This is a genomic window from Gracilibacillus phocaeensis, from assembly GCF_900626275.1.
Taxonomy (GTDB): Bacteria; Bacillota; Bacilli; order Bacillales; family Amphibacillaceae; genus Gracilibacillus; species Gracilibacillus timonensis.
This window is the reverse complement of the sequence record NZ_LR131144.1, coordinates 1,684,151-1,705,872: the sequence shown is the minus strand read 5'-3', so window position 1 is coordinate 1,705,872 and position 21,722 is coordinate 1,684,151. Positions and strand designations below refer to the sequence as shown.

Annotated in this window: 19 protein-coding genes and 1 other annotated feature; of the genes, 11 read left to right on the top strand and 8 right to left on the bottom strand. The window is 40.8% G+C overall.

What is annotated here, in order from left to right:
• From E0E32_RS15935 to E0E32_RS15920, 4 genes are all read right to left on the bottom strand, one after another.
• On the bottom strand, positions 1–1,161 hold the full coding sequence (locus tag E0E32_RS15935; RefSeq protein WP_066195009.1) for an acetoin utilization protein AcuC: 1,161 nt from the start codon (positions 1,159–1,161) through the stop codon (positions 1–3).
• Positions 1,151–1,801 (bottom strand): acetoin utilization AcuB family protein, encoded by a 651-nt coding sequence (locus E0E32_RS15930; protein ID WP_066195006.1) that lies wholly within the window; start codon positions 1,799–1,801, stop codon positions 1,151–1,153. Before E0E32_RS15930 ends, E0E32_RS15935 begins: the two co-directional genes overlap by 11 nt.
• A 99-nt stretch (positions 1,802–1,900) precedes the next feature.
• A complete protein-coding gene (locus E0E32_RS15925; protein ID WP_066196644.1) occupies positions 1,901–2,524 on the bottom strand; it encodes a GNAT family N-acetyltransferase in 624 nt (207 codons plus the stop codon).
• A gap of 273 nt (positions 2,525–2,797) precedes the next feature.
• Positions 2,798–5,842: a transglycosylase domain-containing protein gene (locus E0E32_RS15920; RefSeq protein ID WP_078060168.1), complete on the bottom strand. Its 3,045-nt coding sequence runs from the start codon at positions 5,840–5,842 to the stop codon at positions 2,798–2,800.
• Positions 5,843–6,118: 276 nt separating this feature from the next.
• Positions 6,119–6,327: a binding site (T-box leader), on the top strand.
• Between the two features lie 52 nt (positions 6,328–6,379).
• On the opposite strand from E0E32_RS15920, the gene tyrS reads away from it, so the two are divergent.
• The gene (gene tyrS, locus E0E32_RS15915; protein WP_066195003.1) at positions 6,380–7,651 is read left to right on the top strand and encodes a tyrosine--tRNA ligase; all 1,272 of its coding nucleotides are present in this window, start codon (positions 6,380–6,382) and stop codon (positions 7,649–7,651) included.
• A gap of 108 nt (positions 7,652–7,759) precedes the next feature.
• Here the strand turns inward: tyrS and E0E32_RS15910 are convergent, their stop codons facing one another.
• Complete coding sequence (locus E0E32_RS15910) at positions 7,760–8,587, bottom strand: helix-turn-helix domain-containing protein (RefSeq protein ID WP_392388603.1); 828 nt, start codon at positions 8,585–8,587, stop codon at positions 7,760–7,762.
• Positions 8,588–8,696: 109 nt separating this feature from the next.
• Here E0E32_RS15910 and E0E32_RS15905 point away from each other — a divergent pair, with 109 nt between their 5' ends.
• The 3 genes from E0E32_RS15905 to E0E32_RS15895 all read left to right on the top strand — a co-directional run bounded on the left by E0E32_RS15905 (position 8,697) and on the right by E0E32_RS15895 (position 12,221).
• Positions 8,697–9,698, top strand: a complete 1,002-nt coding sequence (locus tag E0E32_RS15905; protein WP_066194996.1) for a Gfo/Idh/MocA family protein — start codon at positions 8,697–8,699, stop codon at positions 9,696–9,698.
• Between the two features lie 6 nt (positions 9,699–9,704).
• Positions 9,705–10,634: an aldo/keto reductase gene (locus tag E0E32_RS15900; protein ID WP_130860152.1), complete on the top strand. Its 930-nt coding sequence runs from the start codon at positions 9,705–9,707 to the stop codon at positions 10,632–10,634.
• Positions 10,635–10,796: 162 nt separating this feature from the next.
• The gene (locus E0E32_RS15895) at positions 10,797–12,221 is read left to right on the top strand and encodes an alanine/glycine:cation symporter family protein (RefSeq protein ID WP_130860151.1); all 1,425 of its coding nucleotides are present in this window, start codon (positions 10,797–10,799) and stop codon (positions 12,219–12,221) included.
• 31 nt (positions 12,222–12,252) lie between these two features.
• Here E0E32_RS15895 and E0E32_RS15890 read toward each other — a convergent pair whose 3' ends face one another.
• The 3 genes from E0E32_RS15890 to E0E32_RS15875 all read right to left on the bottom strand — a co-directional run bounded on the left by E0E32_RS15890 (position 12,253) and on the right by E0E32_RS15875 (position 14,847).
• Positions 12,253–12,714, bottom strand: a complete 462-nt coding sequence (locus E0E32_RS15890) for a GNAT family N-acetyltransferase (RefSeq protein ID WP_130860150.1) — start codon at positions 12,712–12,714, stop codon at positions 12,253–12,255.
• Positions 12,715–13,302: 588 nt separating this feature from the next.
• Positions 13,303–13,905 (bottom strand): 30S ribosomal protein S4, encoded by a 603-nt coding sequence (gene rpsD / locus E0E32_RS15880; RefSeq protein WP_066194985.1) that lies wholly within the window; start codon positions 13,903–13,905, stop codon positions 13,303–13,305.
• Between the two features lie 462 nt (positions 13,906–14,367).
• On the bottom strand, positions 14,368–14,847 hold the full coding sequence (locus E0E32_RS15875; RefSeq protein ID WP_130860149.1) for a GAF domain-containing protein: 480 nt from the start codon (positions 14,845–14,847) through the stop codon (positions 14,368–14,370).
• Positions 14,848–15,086: 239 nt separating this feature from the next.
• Here E0E32_RS15875 and E0E32_RS15870 point away from each other — a divergent pair, with 239 nt between their 5' ends.
• The 7 genes from E0E32_RS15870 to E0E32_RS15845 all read left to right on the top strand — a co-directional run bounded on the left by E0E32_RS15870 (position 15,087) and on the right by E0E32_RS15845 (position 21,693).
• Positions 15,087–16,793, top strand: coding sequence for a septation ring formation regulator EzrA (locus E0E32_RS15870; RefSeq protein ID WP_066194979.1), 1,707 nt, complete (start codon positions 15,087–15,089; stop codon positions 16,791–16,793).
• A 17-nt stretch (positions 16,794–16,810) separates the two neighbouring features.
• Complete coding sequence (locus tag E0E32_RS15865) at positions 16,811–17,131, top strand: hypothetical protein (protein WP_130860148.1); 321 nt, start codon at positions 16,811–16,813, stop codon at positions 17,129–17,131.
• Positions 17,132–17,208: 77 nt separating this feature from the next.
• Entirely contained in the window at positions 17,209–17,331 is a 123-nt protein-coding gene (locus tag E0E32_RS22670; RefSeq protein WP_262361323.1) for a hypothetical protein, read from the top strand.
• Positions 17,332–17,346: 15 nt separating this feature from the next.
• Positions 17,347–18,489 (top strand): cysteine desulfurase family protein, encoded by a 1,143-nt coding sequence (locus E0E32_RS15860; RefSeq protein ID WP_066194973.1) that lies wholly within the window; start codon positions 17,347–17,349, stop codon positions 18,487–18,489.
• A gap of 6 nt (positions 18,490–18,495) precedes the next feature.
• Positions 18,496–19,698, top strand: coding sequence for a tRNA uracil 4-sulfurtransferase ThiI (gene thiI, locus E0E32_RS15855; protein WP_130860147.1), 1,203 nt, complete (start codon positions 18,496–18,498; stop codon positions 19,696–19,698).
• Positions 19,699–19,796: 98 nt separating this feature from the next.
• Positions 19,797–19,997 carry an alpha/beta-type small acid-soluble spore protein gene (locus E0E32_RS15850; protein ID WP_066194968.1) on the top strand — a complete coding sequence of 67 codons (201 nt, stop codon included), beginning with the start codon at positions 19,797–19,799 and terminating at the stop codon, positions 19,995–19,997.
• A gap of 97 nt (positions 19,998–20,094) precedes the next feature.
• Positions 20,095–21,693, top strand: coding sequence for an amidohydrolase (locus E0E32_RS15845; protein WP_286171952.1), 1,599 nt, complete (start codon positions 20,095–20,097; stop codon positions 21,691–21,693).
• Positions 21,694–21,722: the final 29 nt, after the last annotated feature.

Sequence of the window (21,722 nt, the reverse complement as noted above, 5' to 3'; positions counted from 1 at the left end):
TCATCCTTTCTTTTTGTTATTGGTAATAAATTTTAATACTTGTTCTTTCATTCGCTGATTCGTCTCCATGATTTCTTGACGTCGTGGGATGGATTTATAGGATGTCCATTGATCCTGCCAGGTATTTGGCAGGGTGCTAGGTGCTTGAGGCTGCCATTTGGCTAACCATACTGGATCGATCGGTCCTTGAAAGGCAGGGTGACCATTCATGATATGCCATAGCTGTGCCCAAGCTCGTGGAACGACCTGCCAAATATCATATCCGCCACCACCTAAGGCAACCCATTTACCATCACAATATTGTTGGGCAAGCTCACGAACCAGAATAGGGATTTGTTCAAAAATGCTTAAGCTACAATGTAAGTGGGTTAGTGGGTCAAGATAATGGGCATCCGTACCGTGCTGGCTTACGATGATATCCGGTTGAAAATAATCAGTGATTTCTCGAATAGCAGCAAAAGTGTCTAAAAAGGAGTCATCTTCAGTAAAGGCATCAATCGGAAAATTGAAGGCGTAACCAAACCCTTCTTTTACACCGCGTTCACCTGTTTTTCCAGTACCAGGATAGAGGTACCGACCTGTTTCATGTATCGAAACGGTACAGACATTTGGATCATCATAGAAACAATGTTGGACACCGTCCCCATGATGGGCATCGGTATCAATGTATAACACTTTAGCATCGTAATGGTCTCTAATAAAACGAATAGCAATGGCAATATCATTAAAAATACAGAATCCTGACGCATGATTAGGAAAACCATGATGTAATCCCCCAGCTAAATTAAGGGAATGTTTTACTTGATTAGACATGACGAATTCCGCGGCAGTGAGTGAGCCATTAACAATATGACGTGCCGCTTCATACATACCAGGAAAGCTAGGTGTATCGGTCGTTCCTATCCCATAGGAGGCAAAGGAAACGGGGTGCTCTTCACCAGCCCGCTTAACGATGTCCACATATTCCTTGGAATGAACCCTTAAAATCGTTTCCTCTTCATAATCACGAGGAAGGATAACATGTTCAGAATCCAATGCCTGTTCACTTTCGAGCAGTTCCTTAGTCAATTGAAGCCTTAATTGATTAAAGGGATGCTGTTCATGAAAGGAGTATTGTAAAAAGTCTTCCGTGTATAAGTAGGCCGTCTCTTTAGAATTCATCTTCTTCCTCCCAAGCAGGAAAAAGTATCTCAAACTCCGTTGTTTCCAAGTCCTGAATAATCGGCCTTGGATTCATCGTTTGAATACGGAACACTAATATCTTATAACCTTCCTCTTTTTGATCAGGATAATCGTAAACGGATACAATTTTGATCTGTCGCTGTTTGAAGTACTGACAGACGTCTGCCAAGACACCAATCCGATCCGGTACCTTAATTTCCATCTGGGTGCTTGGTGTATGTGTACCAGTCAATTGGATAAATGTTTGAAGCATATCTTTTTCAGTGACCATTCCAACGAGTTGTTTATTGCGTACAACTGGTAAACAGGCAAATTCTTTTTGATAAAAGATCATTGCGACCTCTTCAAAGAATTCAAAAGGATGCGTTGTAACAACAGGAGTAGTCATAATTTCTGTAATTGGTCGGGTTAATACCTCGTGATCAACTGTCCCATCTAAGATGGATGGACTGGCATCTCGCACATCGCGATCGGAAACAATGCCAATAACTTGATGATTTTCATCAATAATAGGGAGATGTCGGATGTGGTGCTGCTGTAATAAATGCAAGGCATCCAATATCGTTGATTCTTCTGTTAAGGTAACCACCTCGCGATTCATAATATCTTTAACAAGCATGTCAAAACTCCTTTCTGCAAATAGCGGAAGTCTTCAGGGATTCAGGTGAAACTTCATTCCGCGGATTGTTAGTAGCACCAATTGAGTCTTTACAAACTGCTACGCGTTGATAAAACGCAATTTCTCAAATAGTTCCTCATCCTTTTTTGGTACATTTTTACCAATGCGTACCATTAAGCAGTTGGCAGGATGAGCCATGATTTCTGGTTCATTGGTTGCCGCAGGATATAAGGAACCTGCTCGCATCATCTTTTCCATGATTTTTCGATAATCCCACACGCTTAGTTTGGAATAGTTAAGATCCCAGTGCCAATAATATTCGGTGGAGATAATGATATAGTTTTCCATATTCTCATCTTTCATCGAGGTTGCGATAAGGCGGGAGCCTAGTTTATTTCCGCGATAGGCGGGGGCAACCTCTATGGCACCTAACTCGAGCAAGTTATCTTTCGGGTACTTCGACCAGCGTTCGATTGGATCAGGATGCAGGAAGGTGACATAACCGATGACTTCATCTTGGTTAGTTGCAATAATAATACGACCTTCCTCTAAGTCAGCAATTTCCTGCAAGGCTTGTAATTGTTCCCCTGGTTTACGAAAGGCGGTCAGTTGGTCATTCATCGTCAGTTTGGCAAGTTTCTCCGAAGTTACGGGGCCTTCTACTAATAAATTCCCGTTGCTCGTATCCAAATTCAAAGATTGATATACTTTTTCATGTCGCACAGCTTCTATCACCACCATCTGTTATAATCACTGCTATTTTTATTATACATGAATGACAGCTATAACCATAGCGAGAAGAAAGCGCTTTTTTTATAAGGTGAGTAATCATTAAATCTACATGATAATAGGCACACTGTCAGCGAGAAAGTAGAGTAGCTGAACGAAGAACGATACATCTCCCTTATCCGTGATTCTCGGGGAATATAGAGAGTAAAAAAGTAACAGGACCTCCTCATCGAAGAAGGCCCTGTTACATGTACTGTTGGATGATTGTTATTCCTCGGAATCTTCTCCCGAATCCTCAGCTTCTTCTTGTTGCTCCTGTTCCTGCTGCTCCTGCTCTTGCTTCTTCTGTTCTTCTTCCTGTTTCTTTTTCTCCGCTGCTTGCTTCTTCTTTTCCTCTTCTTGTTTCTTCTGTTCTTCCTGCTTCTTCTGTTCTTCTTGTTTCTTTTTCTCAGCTTCTTGCTTTTTCTTTTCTTCTTCTTTCTTTTTCTGCTCCTCTTGTTCTTTCTTTTCCTCTTCTTCCTCGGAGTCAGAAGAGAAATCACCTTTTACTATTCGGTTGCTGGGTTCTGATTCTTTGCCGAAATAGTCGACGGCACGCACAATATAAACAGCATCATCATCCGGAACTTTATAGGATGTATCGGCAGTAGAACCAACTTGTTTGTAATCGTCGTTATCAGGGTTGCTTGTTTGATAAATGCGATAACCAACTACATCCGAACTACCCGATTTATTCCAACTTAACTGCTGGTTTTCTTCTGATAAGCCACTTGGCGCACTAGGAGCCTCACCGTCATCGCTTATATCCGATGAAGACATATTAGGGTATTGAATTTTTTGCCAGGCACCACTTTTGGTTGCTGTTAGCTGCCTAATATCTTCTAGTTTATCGTATCCCATATCTTTCAGCCACTGAGGGTTGAAGCTGACACCATCACCGTCTGTAAATTCACTTGGTGTGTTGTCACCAGCTAATACAGAGTTTCCGCCAATGGAAGAAACGCTGCTGTTAACCAAGCTATAATCTTTTTCTGATGGTACATGATCTGCGTCATAGATATCTGACTGTACTAAACCTAGTTTGCTACATGCATCGGAAGGTGATAAACCAGAGACAGTACAATACGATCGGCTGACAATGCCTTCGGGTTGTTCGAAGCGCTCAGAAGGTGCCATAATTTCGGGTTTTACTTCTGTAGCAGCGTTGACTAGTCTTGCCCAGAAGGTGTTATTCCGATTACTGTAGCCATCATCTAAGCGTTGATTATAATCATACCCCATCCAGCTACTTAAAGTCACATTAGGGTTAGAGGCGACAAACCATGCATCCCTGTAATCGTTACTAGTACCAGTTTTTCCGGCCCAGTCTACACTTTTATTCGCTAAATTCGCCCTTGCCGCTGTCCCGGTTCCTTGTGTTAGGACATCACGCATCATATCTAGCATGAGATAGGTTGTTTTTGGATTAAAGACTTCGGTTTCTTCTGTTTCATGCTGATAGACCACTTCACCGTCTTTGGTTTCAATCTTATCAATCATATATCCTTCGACGTGCTTACCGTTGTTGCCAAACGTACTATAGGCACTCGTGTTTTGTTCAATCGTTACGTTAATCGAACCTAAAGGCAGTGAATTATAACCACCTTGTTCTTCGGTGAAGTTAGTGAGTCCCATCTTCCATAAGAAATCTGTTGTAATATCAGCGCCTTTAATTTGATCAAATACGGAAACGGCAGTAGCGTTATGCGATCGATACAATGCCTCACGTACCGGTGTTAACCCGTAATAACGTGAAGAATAGTTACCTGGTGAATAACCACTACCGTAGGTTTTCTTCACATCTGCAATAACTGATCCAGGCTGGACAGCTCCTTTTTCAATACCTGGTCCATAGGCGGCAAGAGGTTTCATGGTACTCCCATTTTGTCTAGATACATTAGTAGCATGGTTTCGCTGTGATATCTCAAAATCACGCCCGCCCACAAAGCTAAGTATTTTCCCTGTATTATTTTCCATTAGGACACTGCCGACTTGAACAGGTTGTTGTCCTAATTGTACTTCTTCCTCTGTATCAGGATCTTCTACCATGATCGGTTGATTGGTGTTTACATTTCGTGCTAGTTTGTCTCTGCCATAATTGGTATAATCCTTAGTTACTTGTTGGAATACATCATAGATTTCCTTATCAATAGTGGAATGAATTTTGTATCCATTACTGCCAATTTCTCGGCTTGCTTTAATTTGATATTCTTCCTGTAATACAGAACTTCCTTCCAGATCCTCTTCTGTATATCCATCTTCTTCAGCTAGGACAGTTACTAAAATATCAATGGCACGGTCTTGCAGTTCTTGCATTAAGTAAGGATAGTTCTCAATAACTGATTCTTCTGGTTCTTTGAAATCTGAGACGATATCGTATTCAAGTGCCTCTTGATGTTCTTCCTCTGTTATATATCCTTCTTCCTTCATTCTGTTTAGGACAGACTTCATTCGTCCTAACCCAGGTTGGAGTGCTTCTTCATCTTTCACTCCTCCACCATTTAAAAATGGGGTATAGGCAGACGGACTTTGTGGCAGACCAGCGATAAAAGCGGACTGCGCTAGATTCAATTCAGAGGCGTTCACACCAAAGATACCTTCAGCAGCCGTCTCGATTCCGGCGATATTTTGACCAGAGGCATTACGTCCAAAGGAAACAATATTTAGATAGGCCTCCAAAATCTCGTCCTTTTCAAAAAACTGTTCCAAGCGCATGGCTAAGAGCATCTCTTTCGCCTTTCTTTCAAAGGACACTTCGTTCGTTAGTAATTGATTTTTGATAATTTGTTGTGTTAAGGTACTGCCACCTGTTTTCGTGGAGGCATTGGTTACTTCTTGAAATACAGCACGCATAATCGCTTTTGGCACAATGCCGTTGTGCTTCTCGAAATATTCATCCTCGGTAGCAATTACTGCCTGCTGTACATATTCGCTGACATTCTCTAACTCTGCTTCATCACGAAGTATGTCCGCACTGACTTCTGATAGAAAAACATCGTCTGAAAAATAAAGCTCCGATGTTTCTTCATAGTTATAGACCGCCTGGGTCATTTCATCCTCGCTTTGGATATCCGTACTAGCAACCAATGAGGCGAAATATCCCGCACCTATGCCTGTGGCTAGGAAACCGCCAATCACCCCTACAGCGATAAAAAACAAAAAGATATTCCAAATAATATGATAGCTAATCCTTGATGACCGCTGTATAATTTGTTTACTCCAGATTCTTTTCATGGATGTCCAGCATTTATGAATAAATTCTTTGATGTCCATCTACAAACCTCCCCAATATTCCACTTTATCAACGTGTGAAGAGCCCATAAGTTTTCCTGCAGTATATGTAACAATCCGACATGAATAGGGAAAACAACAGTCTCTAAACCTCCTGATAGGTCTTGCTATTGTTTAGGGGCAAAAGAGTAGCCCCACTAAACAAAGTCTCACTCTATATTATAGCATAGAGAAGAAATAATTTAGACTCCAAAAACCTTAAAAAATATTGCATTTTCGTTACAGATATGCTAATAATGATATAACAAATAAACATAGTTGATGGCAATGATGGCTTGCAGTAGTGATAGATTCCCTTTTGCAGAGAGCTGACGGTGGGTGAGAGTCAGTAAACAATCTATGATGAAGTACGTGCCAGAGCTTCTTCATGAGAGTGAAGACGGTGTGGTCACATCGTTATTTCCTTAAGTGGTTATTCGATAGGAATAGCAACAAGGGTGGTACCGCGAGATGAACTCGTCCCTTTTTCAGGAGACGGGTTTTTTTGATGCTTACAAAAGAAAAGGAGTGTGTTAGGCAATGCATATTTTAGATGATTTAGAAAGAAGAGATTTGATTCAACAAACCACCGATAACGAAGGTTTGCGCAAACATTTGGATAACCAAGTTGTTACGTTATACTGTGGGTTTGACCCGACCGCAGACAGCCTGCATATTGGCCATTTATTACCGGCACTTATGCTGAAACGGTTCCAATTAGCGGGTCATCGACCGATTGCTTTGATTGGTGGAGGCACAGGGATGATTGGTGATCCAAGTGGTCGCTCTACGGAAAGATCATTAAACGCCCCAGAGGTAGTGCAAGGTTTTAGTGAGAGTATTAAAGAACAGCTTGCTGGCATTTTAAACTTTGATCAGGGAGAGAATAGCGCGGTTGCTCGTAATAATGCGGAATGGCTTTCAACGATGACGATTATTGATTTTCTTCGTGACATAGGTAAACACTTTAGTGTCAACTATATGTTGGCCAAGGATTCCGTGGAGTCACGCCTAGAAAATGGTATTTCTTTTACGGAATTCAGCTATATGCTGCTCCAGTCTGTTGACTTTTTGAAATTATATGAAAAAGAAAATTGCTCCCTACAAATAGGGGGGAGTGACCAATGGGGTAACATCACTGCAGGGATGGAATTCATCCGCCGGAAACGTTTTGAAGAAGATGCAGAGGAAGCGGAAGTATTTGGTTTAACGGTGCCGCTTATTACCAAGAGTGATGGTACCAAATTTGGCAAGACGGCTGGCGGAGCGATTTGGTTAGATGCGGAGAAAACGACACCATATGAATTCTACCAATTCTGGATTAATACCGATGATCGTGATGTGCTTCGTTTTATTAAATACTTTACTTTTATTGAATTTGACGAACTAGCCTCGTTGGAAAAAGAATTGGCGGAAGCACCGGAAAAGCGTGTTCCGCATAAACGATTGGCAGAGGAGATGACGAAGCTGGTACACAGTGAAGAAGCCTTGCAGCAAGCACAGAAGATTACCGATGCGTTATTCAGTGGCGAGCTCGCTACATTAAATGCCGTTGAAATCGAACAAGGATTTAAGGATGTGCCTTCTGTGCAAATCGATAATAAAGAAATTGGGTTAGTGGACTTGCTAGTGGAGTCAGGAATATCCTCCTCGAAACGCCAAGCTCGGGAAGATATTCAGAATGGTGCCATTTATATTAATGGTGTGCGCAATCAAGTGACTTCCCATCAGCTGACAGCAGCAGATCGTATTGAAGATGCTTTTACTATTGTCAGAAGAGGTAAGAAAAAATACTTTCTGGTTCGCTTTTAATCTGGGAAAACGGTCGTCATCTTAAAAATGACGACCAAAAAAAGCGAAAAACTGGGAAAAATGGTTGTCATCTCAACAAGCACAAAAACTACACTTTTTGAGAGATCCTCAATAATACATTTTTCGATAGCTTGTAGGAGTCATGCCCTCGTTCTCTCGGAAGACCCTATTGAAATAACTGATATTGGTATATCCGACATCATGAGCGATTTCCTTCACGGTTAATTGTCTATCTTCCAATAGCAGCTGCTTGCTTCGTTGCAGGCGGCATAGGGTAATAAAGGCAACAGGTGTTAACTGTGTAGCCTGTTTGAATAACTTACAAAAATAATGATGACTTACTCCGATTTGGCTCGCCCAATAATTCAAATCAAATGGCAAGGCAGCGTCTTGCTGCATCTTAGGCAGAAGGGATGGAATTCGATCATCCCTTTTTTGTGCATTTCTCGGTATAGCATTGTTAATAAAGGTGGTTACCAGCGAATAAGTAAGTGTAGACAAAGAAACTAATTGAAGCATACTGTGTTCTTCGGCTTCTCGCAATAATTGCTGATGGATCGTTATCAGTTGTTCCATGGCCGTTGTTTTCCATAAGATAAACCTTCCAATCCCTGTCTCGGAGAAAAACATTTGTAGGGCACTGCCATAGAAGTGCACCCAACGCAAGCTCCAGGGATCGTCTTTACTGCTATAATACTTTTGTTCTTGTAAAGGAAAATAAAGAAAGGCATCACCAGCCGTTAAGGTGTACGTCTTTTGATCAATTTCCACGAAACCTGTACCCGAGATAACGAGATGAATACTGAAACTGTTCCAAGATCCTGCCTTTCGATATACTTCATGATCCCACACCTTGTCATACCAGCCTACCGATTCAGGAAGGATCATATAGGCATGATTTTTCAATGTTGCTAATAAAATATGTCGGTACAACACGACACCTCCTTAGGACAATATAGTGTTATCTCATTGCAAAAAGATTCTATTTTTATTTTATACGGAATCCATTATAATAACAATATAGTAATAGAAAGGGGTTTCAAAGATGTCAATCAAATGGGGAATTCTTAGTACAGCCACTATTGCAAAAAATGCGGTGATTCCTGGTATCAAAGAATCTGAGGCCGGCGAAGTCTATGCCATAGCGAGCAGGAGTTTGGAAAATGCAAAACAAACAGCGGAAGAATTGGTGATTCCTAACGCATATGGCAGTTATGAGGCATTGTTGGCTGATCCGGAGATCGAAGTCGTATACGTGCCACTGCCTAATCATCTCCATAAGAACTGGGCGATTAAGGCAATGCAGGCAGGCAAACACGTATTATGCGAAAAACCAATTGCATTAGATGCGAAAGAAGCGGAAGAAATGGCGACCGTAAGTGAACAAACGGGGAAAATAATAGTGGAGGCCTTTATGTATCGCTACCATCCGCGTTATCAGATGATTCAGAAAGTGATCGAATCAGGTGAGATTGGTGACATTCGTGGCATACATGGAACATTTACATTTAATAGTGCTGCGAACAAAGAAAATGTTCGTTTTCGAAAAGCATGGGGTGGTGGATCGATTTATGATATCGGTGTCTATCCAATCAGTGCAGCCCGAATGCTACTCAATGAGGAACCACAGGCAGCAACCGTTCATGCTTTGTTTTCTAAAGAACATGATGATGTGGATATGATGGCTTCGGGTATTTTAGAGTTCAATCATGGGGTAGCGCTTACCTTTGACTGTGGGATGTGGGCGGCTGGACGCAATCAGTTAGAAATCCTGGGAACAAAGGGAAGAATTGAGGTTCCTTCTGCCTTCGTTGCTCATCAAGATGAGAAGGACCATTTCCAGCTACATAGTCAAGATGGTGTGAAGGAAATAACAGTGCCTCACGTGAATCAATATGCATTGCAAGCAGATGTGATTGCTGAAAGTATCCGTACTGGTGCACCGCTTCCGTATCCGATCCATGATGCGATCTTGAATATGCGAGTGGTCGATGCCTGTCTGGAATCAGCCGATAAAAGACAACGCATAGAAATTATGGAAGGATGATTCAAAATGAATACTATTTCTATCAAGGGATTAGATAAACCAGTGACGACATTGATACAAGGTTCTGATTATTTTAAACCAAGTATTTTTGAAAAAGTTTGTCAAGTATTGGATCGTTATGTTGAAATTGGTGGTAATACGATTGATACGGCCAATATTTATTGTGGCGGAGAAAGTGAAGTTGCTTTAGGAATGTGGTTGAAAGAACGTCAAAATCGGGAAGATATCGTTATTTTTACCAAAGGGGCACATCATGATCAGCATGGTCCTCGCGTTAATCCAGAAGCAATCAGGGAAGATTTATTTACTAGCCTAGAAAGGCTTGGTACCGATTATATTGATTTGTATGGCTTACACAGGGACGATCCGAATGTACCTGTACATGTCATTATCGATGCATTAAATGAACATATTAAGGCAGGACGCATTAAGGCAATAGGTGGATCAAACTGGACTACAGAACGATTGCAAGCAGCGAATGAGTATGCCGAGGCCAATGGTTTAGTCGGTTTTTCATTTAGCAGTCCTAATCTTAGCTTGGCAAAGGCTAATGAACCGTTTTGGGCTGGCTGTGTATCCACTGACCAGGAGGATATAAAATGGCATGCAGCATCTCAACTTCCTATCTTATCATGGTCTTCACAAGCGCGTGGATTTTTCACCGGCAGATTCACACCAGAGGATCGTAGTAATGAAGACTTGGTTCGCGTATTCTATAGTGAGGCAAACTGGCAGCGTCTGCATCGTGCGGAGAGCTTGGCAAAGGAAAAGGGAGTAACCGCTATCCAAATAGCATTAGCTTATGTTCTTAATCAAACCTTTCCTACAAGTGCCTTGATCGGCGCTCAGAATGAACAAGAATTGCTGTCTTGCTTAGAAGGCTCTGAGATTTCTTTAACAAAAGAAGAGGTAAATTGGTTAGAAAATGGTGAATAAATATATGACCTAGTGATTAGTTATCGCTGGGTCTTTTGTTTTTTGATGATAAGTTCTACTCTAAAGATTGCGTGTGTTTTTAGATTTTTCTTACTTTTCTTGGCATAGAAACAACCGAATCAGGGTATATCAAAGGCAGATAAGAAAGGAGTGTTTCACAACATGGAGTCAGTGGAGAAGATAATCGAGTGGATCGTAGAATGGGGAAATTTGATTCTCTGGGATTATGTCCTTTTATACTTATTAATTGGGGCGGGGTTATATTTCACCTTGCGTTCCAGATTTGTTCAATTTCGATTGTTTGGTGAAATGTTCCGTGTTATCACGGAAGAAGCCGTCGAAAAAAGCGGAAAGAGAGGAACCAATGCCTTCCAAGCCTTCAGTATCACCGTAGCCTCACGAGTCGGTACAGGTAATTTAGCAGGAATCGCACTTGCTGTGGCAATTGGTGGGCCGGGCGCTGTATTTTGGATGTGGATGATTGCTATTATTGGTATGGCATCGGCGTTTATTGAGAGTACATTAGCTCAGCTCTACAAAATACCTGACAAAGACGGTTTTCGAGGCGGTCCAGCTTATTATATGGAGAAGGCACTGGGTCAAAAATGGATGGCGATTTTGTTTTCTGTGTTAATTACCATTTCTTTTGGTTTTATCTTTAATGCCGTACAGGCTAACACGATTACCGCTGCTGTCGAGCAGGCCTTTGATATCGATCGTGTCTGGACAGGAATTATTTTGGTTGTATTAGCCGGTATTATTATATTCGGCGGCATTAATCGTATTGCTGCTATTGCAGGTGTCATCGTGCCCATTATGGCCGCAGTATACATTCTTGTCGGATTGTACGTGGTTGTGATCAATATTACGGAAGTGCCACATGTATTTATGCTAATTATCCGTAATGCATTTGGTTTAGAAGAATTCTTTGGCGGCGGGGCAGGTGCTGCGATGATGTATGGTATACGCCGTGGCCTATTCTCCAATGAGGCAGGTATGGGTAGTGCCCCCAATGCGGCGGCAACTGCCGGTGTCAGCCATCCTGCTAAGCAAGGGTTAGTTCAATCTCTTGCCGTGTTTTTCGATACATTGGTTATTTGCAGTATTACCGCGTTTATTGTTATTTTATATGATAATTTTGCTACCGCCTCTGAAGACGGTATTCAACTGACACAGATTGCGCTTAGCGCACATGTTGGGGAATGGGCGTCGATCTTTATTGCGATAACCATTTTTCTATTTGCCTTTAGTTCGGTGATTGGCAATTATTATTACGGAGAAACCAATGTTAGTTTTCTTGTACCTCCAGGTCTTTGGCTGAATCTATACCGGGTGTTGGTGTTAGGCATGGTGATGTTTGGTTCATTAGCATCGATTCAGGTTGTTTGGGATATGGCAGATATGTTTATGGCGATGATGGCAGTCGTTAACTTGATTGCGATTCTGTTACTCGGCAAAATCGCCTTCGCGGTATTACAGGATTATGTGAAGAAAAGAAAGGCAGGGGAAGATCCAAGCTTCCATTACACCGATATAAAAGAGCTCAAGAATATTTTTTGGTGGGGGGCAGAAGAAAAGGATAGATAGGGAAGCATAGGATTCGGAGTTTTCCGAATCCTTATGTGGCTTCAAGCGAATAGCTATAAATACATTTTTGTTTCTCTCCACGTTGATACATGTCGTTTTCTGGTGGCAGATCAACCATTTCAAGCAAAGTAGCCCCTATATATTCGCATGTTTTCCGTGAAGCCATATTATCAGGATTGCAAGTGATGAGTACAGCTCCCATTTGGTGCGCCCTGGCAACTTGTGCGATAAGTTGAACAGCTTTTCCTTCGTAATGGTGACCGCGGTATTTCGAATAGATTTCATAGCCAATATGACCACCATAATAGAGTTGTTGATTGTGACCGATACCGATATCAATTTTTCCAATGGAATAACTCTCACCATGTAATTTGATATCAAAATGATAGGCAGGTATCCAATCTTTTTCACTGTTGCCTGGTATCGTTTTATACAGGTGTAAGTCTAGTTCTTTTCCATAAATCCTATCAAAGTCTAAGAATGTAAAAGTCATGGTCTCCTCCTCTCATCGAGTGAACGGATTTCTCGTATTAATGTATCCAGCTTTTGATTCCTCTCTTCTTCTAACTGCCTTATTTTTGTTAAAAATTGGATTAATCTGATGAGAGAATAAATAAAAAGTCCAATGAAACAAAGTATGATTAGTAACGGGAGTGCCGCAGTCAAAAAAGTAAACGTCTCAAACAAAGGAATGACCCCTTTCGTATGTGTTAAATAATTCCATGTTATGGATTTATCATAGCATATCTTAAAGAAAGGTAAAAGATAGGATGAGCAGATTATCATATCTCTTCAAAAATCTCATAGCATATATTGGTGATTTTGAAAAAGAGAATATTCCAAAAGGAGAAGAGACTGATCATCTGACTTAGAAGTAAGTGTAATTAACCATTATTGAAACAGCAATGGTTGAACAAAGGAAGAGGAAGTACCTGCACAAGTGCAAAATGTTGTATTAACAAATCTGTTGGAAAGTGTGGTTCATTTATTTATTGCCTCCTATGCAAAAAAGCCTTGAAATGATGATTTATCATTTCTAAGGCTTTTGGCTTTTCTATATCTCTTATTCCGTTCATCTCGATTAACGAGAGTAGAACTCTACAATAAGCGCTTCGTTAATCTCAGCTGGTAATTCTGAACGCTCAGGTAAGCGAGTGAATGTACCTTCTAATTTATCTTCGTCAAAAGTGATATATTCTGGTGTGAAGGTGTTTGCCTCGATTGCTTCTGCAATGATGTCAAGTTTTTGTGATTTTTCACGCAAACCGATCACTTGGCCAGGTTTTACTTGGTAAGAAGGAATGTTCACACGACCTCCGTCTACTGTAATGTGTCCATGGTTTACCAATTGACGTGCTTGACGACGAGTTCTAGCAAGACCAGAACGATAAACAAGGTTATCAAGGCGTGATTCAAGAAGAATCATGAAGTTCTCACCATGGATACCTTTGATTCTGCTAGCTTTGTCAAATAAGTTCCGGAATTGACGTTCCGTTATTCCGTACATAAAACGAAGCTTTTGTTTTTCTTGCAATTGTAAACCATATTCTGATAGTTTACGACGTTGATTAGGTCCGTGTTGACCTGGTGCGTAAGGACGCTTGTCTAGCTCCTTACCAGTACCTGTTAATGAGATACCAAGACGACGAGACTTTTTCCATACAGAACCTGTATAGCGAGCCATTGTGCATCTTCTCCTTTATTATATGAATTTGCATAAAATAAGACAGTGTGTTCCTTTTCCGAGCACCTATTTTGTTTTCATGCATCCTCGCCCTAGTAGCAGAGAGTTACACGATGCACCTTAATCAATCTGTTAAGGAACAAACTAGGAAGCTGGTGGTTCACATAGGCTACCTTTTTTACACAAAGTACATTATATGATGAAGACGCAGGAAAGTCAACCACTTTAGCTGATTTCTCTGCAAATCCAAGAAAAACAAGAAGTATATGGCGAGCTTTGGTGCTAAGCTAATATATATAGATGATTTCGAAAATGATGACCAAAAGGAAGACAGATCATCAAAAAATAGTCGTCATTCTTGAATCAAAGGTCTAAAGCATTCTAACAACAGGTTATATACTTTTTTAAACAAAAAACAAGAAACTCAAAAATCAGTGTGGTTTCACTATCTAAAAGGGACGCTTATAAATAACGTTCCAATACAGCCACAAATTGTTCCAAATATTTTTGATCTATTTCGTCGAAACGATCTTTGTTTGGACTGTCTATATCTAAGACACCGTAAATTTCTCCATTCTGTTGAATAGGAACCACGATTTCGGATTGACTAGCCGCATCACAAGCAATATGTCCGGGGAATTGATGAACATCGGCTACGAGTTGTGTTTTCTGCTCGGATACAGCAGTGCCGCAAACGCCTTTCCCGCTCTTAATGCGTACACAAGCCGGAAGACCTTGGAACGGGCCTAATACTAATTCATCTTCTCTCCAAATATAGAAACCAACCCAATTAACATTATCTAGGAATTGATTAAGTAGTGCCGAGGCATTGGACAAATTAGCGATGGTATCGGGTTCGTCTTGAATGAGCGCCTCTAACTGCTTCACAACAATCGGATAATTCTTTTCTTTTGACCCCTGATAACTCTCGGTTTGAAACATAAATCCCCACTCCTTATTTCGTTTTCTTTTGAATTTGTCTTATCATACAATACAATGAATAGTATGACAACTATTCCGTTTACGTCAAAAAATAACGGATTTCGATAAAATAATCAAAAAAATAGTAAATATTTTAGCAAAAAGGGCTAGAAACATGGTATCATAGCTAGTAACAATCATTTCGGTTGAATCAATACATATTTTTTAGTTTTTCGGTTGGGTTTGAAGGAGGAGTTTGAATGGTAGAAGTAGTGATCGGTGCCATCCTTATTGTGATCGTGTTACTCATTGTAGGCTTGATTTTTCGAAAGAAAGTCTATGACAATGTCGATCGGTTGGAAGCATGGAAATTAGATATTATGAATCGAAATGTTACCGAGGAATTGGCGAAAGTAAAAAAATTAAATCTTTCCGGGGAAACACAAGAAAAATTTGAAAGCTGGAAGGATAAATGGGATACGATTGTTACAAAAGATTTACCAGATATGGAAGAATATCTATTAGATGCCGAAGAAGCTGCCGATAAATTCCGTATTAGGTCAGCACAGGACAATCTTGGGCAGGTAGAACGTCAGCTACAGGAAATTGAAACCAAAATTGAGGAAATGTTTGAAGAATTAGACCATTTATTGAACTCTGAGAAGTATGTCCGGAAGCAATTGGAAGAAATAGAACCAGAGCTGAAGGAATTAAAAAGAGAGCTTTTACATAATCGAAGTCAATACAGTCGTGCAGAAGCGATATTTAATGATTCGCTTGCCGATATGACAGATAAATTGTCCCGAGCGACTGAATTAACTAGCGAAGGAAATTATATTGAGGCTCAGGACTTAATGGAACATTTAAAAACCGACCTTGATTTGTTAAAAACAAAAATAAATAATTTTCCTGATTTATTCCAAGCAGTAAAAAAAGATTTCCCTGCTCAAATCAAGGATTTATCTCGTCAAATAGAGGAGATGGAAGAGGAAGGATGTCGCGTGAAGCCGTTTGGTTTTACAGAGGAGTTAAGTGATTTTGAAGATCAATTACGCCAGATGGTAAAGCAATTAAATAGTGGAGAAACAGAAGGAATTAAAGACACATTAGATCAGATGGATGAACGTATTCAGGAAATATCTCAGCTGTTGGATCAAGAAGCGAATGCAAAAACACGTATAGAAAACCAATTGCCGAAAGAAAAGCAGCGACTATCCGAAATCAAAGAACGTATTACAGAGGCTGGAAATCAAATCAAAAAGCTACAGGAAAGCTATTATATTGAATCGACCATCTTGAATTTAATGTCGAGTTTGGAAAAATGGCTTGCTAAAGCAGAAAAAGCTTGCGAGCAACTGGAAAAGAATCTGGAAAATGAAGAGATTAACCATATTGAAATAGAAGAGAAACTAACCTTGTTTGCGGAGGATCTAGAGAAGTTAGATCAAGCGCAAGATGACTTTCAGATGCAAATTAAAGATTTAAGAAAAGATGAAATTGAAGCAAAAGAAGCTATCCATCATCTTAAGCAACAGCTAGTACAGACGAGTAAAAAACTGGATAAGAGTAACGTACCAGGAATTCCATCTTTTATTATCAATGCAGCTGAGGAAGCAACAGAGAAATCGGATCTTGTGCTAAAGCAGCTGGAAAACCATCCATTGGATATGAACCAAGTACAGCAATTGGTTGAAGAAGCCAAGCGTTCCGTCAATTACTTTATGGAACAAACGAATTTACTGATGGATCAAGCGCGTTTGGTAGAATTGACGATCCAGTATGGTAATCGATATCGTCGTCAATATCCGGCATTGTCGCAAGCGTTAACCCAAGCCGAGACGTTATTCCGTGAATATAAATATGACGCTGCCTTGGAAATGTCGATTAAGGCGTTAGAAGAAGTTGACCCTAATGTGATGCAGAAGATTGAGGAATTGGATAAAGACATCCATCATATGGCGAATTAACCATGTGGGCCAATTGGATGAATAAACTCAGTATAAAGGTAGTAAGCATTGCATTGGCTATATTAATGGTCATCACTTGGTCGGTGGTTATCATACTTTATTTCGCGATAGATGGTCAAACCGTTAACTACGCGACCTACCATGTGTTGAATGATAATCAAGGTCATGTATTAAAGCAACCATTTGTTAGGGAAACGAGTACAGACAACATCGAGACGGAGAATAGAGCTTTTGCAGACAGGCATTCTCCACTGCAAAATGTTGAACTACCCGTCCATGATGATCATACTGTATCGATTGATGACATTCTATCGGCGTTAGACATTAACACAGAGTAAAATAAATGATCCATATGAAGAAGATATTCCTGTGCAAATAGGGATATCTTTTCTATGTTTGTTTAGGATAGGATGAAATGACGTATATGACCACACTCAAAAAGAAACTTGGCTTTACATGTCATGGTAACTATGCGAAAGTTGATCAAGTATTAACGGTATCACACTTTGATGCGTTGAAAAAATCGATTTTGAAATAAAAAGAGGGAGATAACATGATTTATTTAGATAACAGTGCCACCACACAGCCCAAAGCAGAAGTTATAGAAAGTTTTACCACGGTTGCTAGTCAATATTTTGGCAATCCGTCCTCACTACATGCGCTTGGAATGGATGCGGAGCGCTTGTTGCGTAAAGCGCGGGAGCAGGCTGCACAGTTGTTGGGCGTGGCGAGTCACGAAATTATTTTTACATCAGGTGGCACGGAAGGGAATAACCTTGCCATCAAGGGGGTTGCCTGGGAACATCAGAATAGGGGGAAACATCTTATTACCTCCAAAGTGGAACACCCATCCGTGCTGGAAGCTTGTCAAGGATTAGAAAAACAGGGCTTTGAAGTCACTTATCTCGACGTAAATCAACAGGGTGTCATCGACATTCAACAGTTGAAACAAAGCCTGAGAGAAGATACGATCTTAGTGTCCATCATGCATGTCAATAATGAGATCGGCAGCATCCAGCCGATTGATGAGATAGGTGACATACTTCAAGGTTATCCTAAAGCATTTTTTCATGTGGATAATGTTCAAGGCTATGGTAAAGTGACCCTTTCTTTAAAAAAGGCTGGCGTAGATATATGTACGATTTCTGGACACAAGATTCACGGACTCAAAGGAACTGGTTTATTATATGTGAAAAATGGTATTCGTCTATTCCCGTTAGCGCACGGAGGAGGTCAAGAAAATCGCTTGCGATCAGGTACCGAAAATGTAGCAGGTAATGTCTCTCTCGTAAAGGCAATGCGGTTGATAACTGCTGAAGAAACCAACAAATCAACAGAATTGAAAGAGCGCCAGCAGCAATTGATGGCACGCTTGTCCACGATGGATGATGTGGTCATTAATACACCAAAACAGCTAAAAGCTCCGCATATTGTCCATTTTTCCGTACCGGGCTTGAAGCCAGAAGTAGTCATCCACGCCTTGGAAGAAGAGGCCATTTATATTTCCACAAAATCGGCTTGTTCCTCCAAGAGTGCTGATGAAAGTGCGGTTTTGGCAGCCTGTGGAAAAGAACAAGCAATCGCCAGCTCTGGTTTGCGGGTGAGTATGTCTTATGATACAACGGAAGCGGAGATCGAACATTTTTGTGAGAAACTAGCGGTTATTATAAAAAAATTAGCAAAGATAATGAGGTAGATACAGATGCAATATGATCATATCGTAGTCCGTTATGGGGAATTGACCTTAAAGGGACAGAATCGAAAATTATTTATCAATCAACTGGCTAAGAATGTGCGGCAAGCCTTACGTTCATTCGCTGCTATACAAATAAATAAAACAAGGGATCGGATGTATATTGTCCTTAACGGAGAGGATCCCGATGCCATTATGAAAAGGTGCCAAACTATTTTTGGTATCCATGATATGAGTTTGGCGATGAAGGTAAGGAATGATGAGGAAGCGATTAAAGAAGCTGGCTTGCAATTGTTGAGAGATAAAGAAGGGGTGCGAACGTTTAAAGTAACCACGAAACGCTCCAATAAAGATTTTCCGATTACTTCACAGCAATTCAATCATGTGTTGGGTGGGCATTTACTGATCAATACAGATGGGATAACAGTGGATGTGCATGAGCCTGATTTAGAAATTACGGTTGATATCCGAAAAGAAGCGACTTTTCTTACATCAGATAAGGTTATTGGTGCAGCAGGTTTACCAGTCGGCTCTTCCGGTAAATCCTTACTTTTATTATCTGGTGGTATTGACAGCCCTGTTGCTGGTTATTTAACCATGAAACGAGGGGTGGAGATCGAAGCCATTCATTTCCATTCCCCACCATATACAAGTGAAAGAGCCAAAGAAAAAGTATTAGATCTAGCAGAAAAATTAGCCTATTATGGTCATTCTGTTCGTGTACATCTCGTACCGTTTACAGCCTTACAGCAAAAAATCCATCGCGAAATCCCTCATGGGTATTCGATGACTGTCATGCGTCGGATGATGATGCGTATTAGTGAAGCGGTGGCTAAACAGGAAGGGATTTTATCGCTTGTCACGGGAGAGAGCTTGGGACAGGTGGCCAGTCAGACGATGGAGAGTATGCACGCGATTAATGCCGTTACTTCTTATCCGGTCATTCGTCCATTAGTGACCATGGATAAAAAAGAAATCATCGCTATTTCCGAATCGATCGATATGTATGGTATCTCGATTCGCCCTTTTGAAGATTGCTGTACAGTATTTGTTCCGAAACAGCCCAAGACAAAACCGAAGCTTGAGAAAGTGGAGCAAATGGAGGCGTTGATCGATGTAGAACAAGATATTCAGGATGTCGTTGAAGTGGTTGAGACAGTTACTATCAAGGCGAAAGAAGGGGAAACAAACGCCTTAGATGAACTGTTTTAATGACTGGTTAACTAACCAATAACTACCAACGAAAAAGTTGTATGAATTCACCTCCTCCCGCGAATGATAGTAGTGTAGTCAGGAGGAGGTGAAAGGAAATGGCGACAAGCAATTCTAACAACTTAGTAGTACCTGGAGTAAGTCAAGCTCTTGATCAAATGAAATATGAAATCGCACAAGAATTTGGTGTTAGCTTAGGTGCTGATACAACATCACGTGCAAATGGTTCAGTAGGTGGAGAAATCACTAAACGTCTAGTACAAATGGCTGAACAACAAATGGGTGGACAATCAAAATAAATACATGCAGGATAGTGTTTTTATAGCACTATCCTTTTCTTATGTCTTCGTTTTTGCTATCTTATTAACATAGCCAGTGTAGAATATAAGATAAAGAATGGATGATAAGATGGGGACATTATATTATGGTGGTACCATATATACGATGAATCAAGAGAATGAAACAATCGAAGCGGTATTAGAGAAGAATGGCAGTATTGTAGCTATTGGATCCGTAAAGGAGATCGAAGCCGCTTATCAAACAGACATTGACCATTACCATGATTTACAAGGGGCAGTCATGTATCCAGGCTTTGTCGACAGCCATTTACATATTATTGGTCACGGGGAGAAGTTACTTCATTTAGATTTATCGGCAATGCAGTCTGCAGAAGAAGTATTAGCAGCCGTCGAACGGAAGACGAAAGAATTAGAACCTGATGAGTGGTTGGTTGCAGAGGGGTGGAATGAAAATCAGTGGCAGGATAGCAGGGTTATCGATAAATCAGAACTAGACGCTATTTCGACTGAGCACCCGATGATGTTAACCCGTGTGTGTCGTCACGCCATTATCACAAATTCAAAGGTGCTGGAGCTAGCAGATATCACCAAAGATACTGTCGATCCACAAGGTGGCAAAATCGTACGTAATCAAGCAGGTGAACCGACAGGCTATTTATTAGATCAAGCGCAGGAATTGGTAAAAGAAATTGTGCCAATGATATCTGAGAAAAAGCTGCAGCAAACCGTGCAAGTGGCAGTTGAAGATTTATTACGTCTTGGTCTAGTTGGCGGACATAGTGAGGATTTATTTTATTATGGTGGATTCCAAAGAACATTAGCTGCCTATCAAGCAATTTTACCGACCATGTATAAGTTCCGGGCACATTTGCTCGTTCATCACTTGGTATTCGATGATATGCTGGAGACAGGGTATCGCTTTGGAGATGGAGGGGAATATACGAGCTTAGGTCCGATGAAAATTTTTTCGGATGGGGCATTAGGAGGAAGGACAGCTTGGTTGAAGCAGCCTTACGCCGATGATGAAAAGAATAGTGGTATTCCGATACATACCACAGCCGATTTAGATATCCTTTTTCAAAAGGTGCGGAAATGGCAGCACCCTGTAGCGGTTCATGCCATTGGCGACCAAGCCGTGGAAGAAGTAGCGCGAATGATCAAGAAATACCCTTTAACGAATGGACTTCGTGACCGGATTATTCATGCTCAGGTCATGGATAAGGACGTCTTGGCGCTATTAAAGGAACTGCCAGTCGTGTTAGATATTCAGCCATCGTTTGTGGCCTCTGATTTCCCATGGGTGATCAGGCGATTGGGGGCGGAGAGAGCCGATCGGTCATATCCTTGGAAAACTTATCTGAGACAAGGCATTGCTTGTGCAGGAGGATCAGACGCACCAATTGAGGATGTCAATCCATTAAAAGGTATCCAGGCAGCCGTGACACGACGTTCTCGCATGGATGGAGCGATCTATGGGGAAAATGAGGAGTTGTCTGTTTTCGAGGCAATCTCTCTTTACACGAAAGGCAGTGCATTTGTGATTAATCATGAACACGACAGAGGTGTAATTCAGCCAGGATACACGGCCGATTTCACTATTTTAGAAAAGGATCTGTTTTACCATGACCCTGCATTCTTTCATGAAATAGCAGTGAATACAACGATTGTGAATGGTGAGGTAATGTATCGAAAATAACGCTAAAAATAAGAAACTTTTGTAAAATA